Here is a 1233-nt window from a genome sequence, read left to right on the forward strand (position 1 = left end):
CAAGTGTAACAGGTGACACACAAGGCGTATATGAAGGCGGTCGACGTTTGTTAACGGAAGTGAAAGCAAACGATACCTACATGAAAAAGGTAGTCACAAATAGAATAAACGTTGATTTGAGAGAAGGGTGGTTTCATTCAGAAAATCCATTATCTTTTACAAAACGTGCCGATATCGCCACGTTAACAGGAGCTGTCCTTCACGGTAAAGATGGCCCGTATCAGGTCATAGGGAAAGTACCCACGGGTTACGAGCCTGTCAGGGAAACAGTGTTAGCAGCTTGTTATTTAAAAGATGATGGTAGCTTTGCAAGTATTCCAATCGTTATCTCAATTCACGGTGAGTTAATTCAATTAGGACTTCGTATAAACAATAACAAAGACAGAACCATAACCAATATAAGTGGGACATGGGAAACTATAGGAGGAATGTAAAATGGGTCAATTAAAAACTTTTCACGCGGGACATAATTATTATGTTACGGGGGCACATGCAAACGGGTATAAAGAGGAAGTCGAAACAAGACGAGTCGTGCAAAGAATCGCTGAATTATGCGAAGAGAACGGGATTCATTATGCAATCACTACAGACAACGACGGGCGCACACAACGCCAGAACTTAAACAACATCATAGCAAATTGTAATAGTCATACGAGAGATCGTGTAGACGTGGCGATCCACTTCAACCAAGCTACATCAGAAAAAGGTGGCGTTGAGGTTTGGTATTACGACCAATATAATTTAGCTTCTAAAGTGAGCGAAGCTGTAGCGGGTGCACTAGGTATCGCAAACCGCGGAGCGAAGCAAGGGAAGGAATTAGCGGTTCTGAATGGGACAAATGCCCCTGCTATTTTAATAGAGGTTGCATTCTTAAACAATCCGGGTAACATGCAAGCCTACGAACAACGATTTGAACCGTTATGTCGCGCGATTGTGCAAAGTGTTACAGGTGTGAATCTAACGAACTATCAGCCGTTACCAACGGCAAAAGCAGACAAGTATTACCGTGTAAACTTCGGTGACTTTGATAGTTTTGATTGGTTGGCAGGTGTTAAAAAGCGTGTAAACGAGATATTACCAGGTCATGGATGTTGGATAGCTTGCCTAGCAGGAAACGCCCACAGAATCCTTTTAGGAGACTATGGAAGTCGAGAAGAAGCGCAAGCGGTCATTGATAGATTGAATCAAGAGTTTCCGAATAGTGGAATATGGTTAGAAGAATTATAATATTAC

The 1233-nt window shown here is 42.2% G+C and carries 1 protein-coding gene and 1 pseudogene; both read left to right on the forward strand.

Going from position 1 to position 1233, the window contains the following annotated elements; genetic code table 11:
• A pseudogene (locus MR107_RS30075) lies at positions 1-434 on the forward strand (hypothetical protein); the annotation flags it as partial.
• Between the two features lies 1 nt (position 435).
• The gene (locus tag MR107_RS30080) at positions 436-1227 is read left to right on the forward strand and encodes an N-acetylmuramoyl-L-alanine amidase (RefSeq protein ID WP_242293155.1); all 792 of its coding nucleotides are present in this window, start codon (positions 436-438) and stop codon (positions 1225-1227) included.
• The last annotated feature ends 6 nt before the right edge of the window (positions 1228-1233 follow it).

It is taken from the genome of Bacillus cereus group sp. BfR-BA-01441 (genome assembly GCF_022663075.1).
Classification (GTDB): domain Bacteria; phylum Bacillota; class Bacilli; order Bacillales; family Bacillaceae_G; genus Bacillus_A; species Bacillus_A cereus.